The sequence below is a fragment of the Alcanivorax sp. HI0044 genome, from assembly GCF_001634945.1.
Map to the genome: position 1 here is coordinate 1 of NZ_LWEZ01001313.1, position 1,332 is coordinate 1,332.

At 56.8% G+C, this 1,332-nt stretch carries 2 protein-coding genes; both read right to left on the reverse strand.

All coding sequences use genetic code 11. The features are described from left to right. Positions 1-85: 85 nt before the first annotated feature. Positions 86-415 carry a hypothetical protein gene (locus tag A3730_RS19190; protein ID WP_063519797.1) on the reverse strand — a complete coding sequence of 110 codons (330 nt, stop codon included), beginning with the start codon at positions 413-415 and terminating at the stop codon, positions 86-88. Between the two features lie 17 nt (positions 416-432). Continuing rightward, positions 433-1,221 (reverse strand): aldo/keto reductase, encoded by a 789-nt coding sequence (locus tag A3730_RS19195; protein ID WP_063519798.1) that lies wholly within the window; start codon positions 1,219-1,221, stop codon positions 433-435. Positions 1,222-1,332 lie beyond the last annotated feature (111 nt).

Here is a 1,332-nt window from a genome sequence, read left to right on the forward strand (position 1 = left end):
TATCAGCAAGGTCACTGGGCGGGGTTGCAATCGTTGGGGACGGAGATAAAAGCAGCTTCGAGCTACTAGCTGCGAGCTTTGAGGCTCAGCTCTCTTTTTCTTCGCAGTGCCAGACCCAGGCATCCAGCTCGATATGCTCAATACCGCGGAAGTGGCTCTCCATCATGAATTCACGGCGATCGCTGAGCATGCCGCGGTTGCCGCCGGCTTTCTTGATGGCCTTGGCGAGCTTCTTGTTCACGTTGTTATTGATGAACGCGTCGCTGAACAACATGCCCTGCATTTTGCTCCCCGACGACACCGAGACTTCCCCTTTTTCTTCGCACCCCTGAGGGGCTTCGCGGAGCAGTAATATGTTATCCCCCTGTGCCGCGAGGGAGGTGCCGAGTAGCAGAATCATCAGACAAAAGCGCATGGGGTTTCCTGTTGTTGTTATTGCTTGCAGGCCTGTCGGGCCTTGGCCACGTTTTCCCGCAAGTGGACGGGATTGATGGTGCCGGCAATGATACTGCTGACGCCAGCGGTGCCAAGGATCTGGTTCAGACTTTCCTGCACCGGGTCTGCAAGGGTGTCATTGAGGTGACCGCTGGCAAAGGCTTTCTTGATCAGGATGCCTTTCTGGTGAGCGGCGGCGTGTTCGATCACCTGTACTTCATCGTGGTGCTGAAGGTTGTAGGTGACCATGGCCATGTCGGCGCGGTCCAGGCAGGCAATGCCGCCAGCCACGGTCTTGGTAGACATGCCAGTGGTGCGCACCAGGCCTTCCTTCTTCAGGTCGTTCAGGGCATCCAGGGTGCCCTGTTTGATGATCCCCATGTCATCGCCATCGGAGTGAATCAGTACGCAATCCAGGTAATCGGTGTTGAGTCGTTTCAGGCTGCGCTGCACGGAGCGGCGAACGTGTTCCGGGGAGAAATCGAAATGGCTTTCACCACTGTCGTTATCAAACTCTTCGCCCACCTTGGTGACGATCACCCAATCCTGGCGCTGACTTATCAGCTGGCCGAGACGAGCTTCGCTGTGGCCGTAGGCCGGAGCGGTGTCGATCAGGTTGATGCCCAAGTCCCGGGCCTGGGCCAGCAGCTCGGTTACCGCGTGATCATCAGGGATGGTGAAACCATTGGGGTATTTCACCCCCTTGTCGCGGCCGATTTTCACCGTGCCCAGGCCGAGTGCGCTGACGGTTAATCCTGTGTTGCCCAAGGGGCGCATAAAAGACATGACGGTCCTCTGTATTGACGGTAGGAGGGGGCGGGTTGCGGGGTAAAAGCAGTTGAAAGTTCAAAGCTTAAAGTTGAAAAGCGCGGGATAGACCGGGTGCCGGTTTTAATG

Bases quoted from the DNA above. Each gene is read 5' to 3' on its own strand.
- A3730_RS19195 (WP_063519798.1), bottom strand. From the start codon at position 1,221: ATGTCTTTTATGCGCCCCTTGGGCAACACAGGATTAACCGTCAGCGCA.
- A3730_RS19190 (WP_063519797.1), bottom strand. From the start codon at position 415: ATGCGCTTTTGTCTGATGATTCTGCTACTCGGCACCTCCCTCGCGGCA.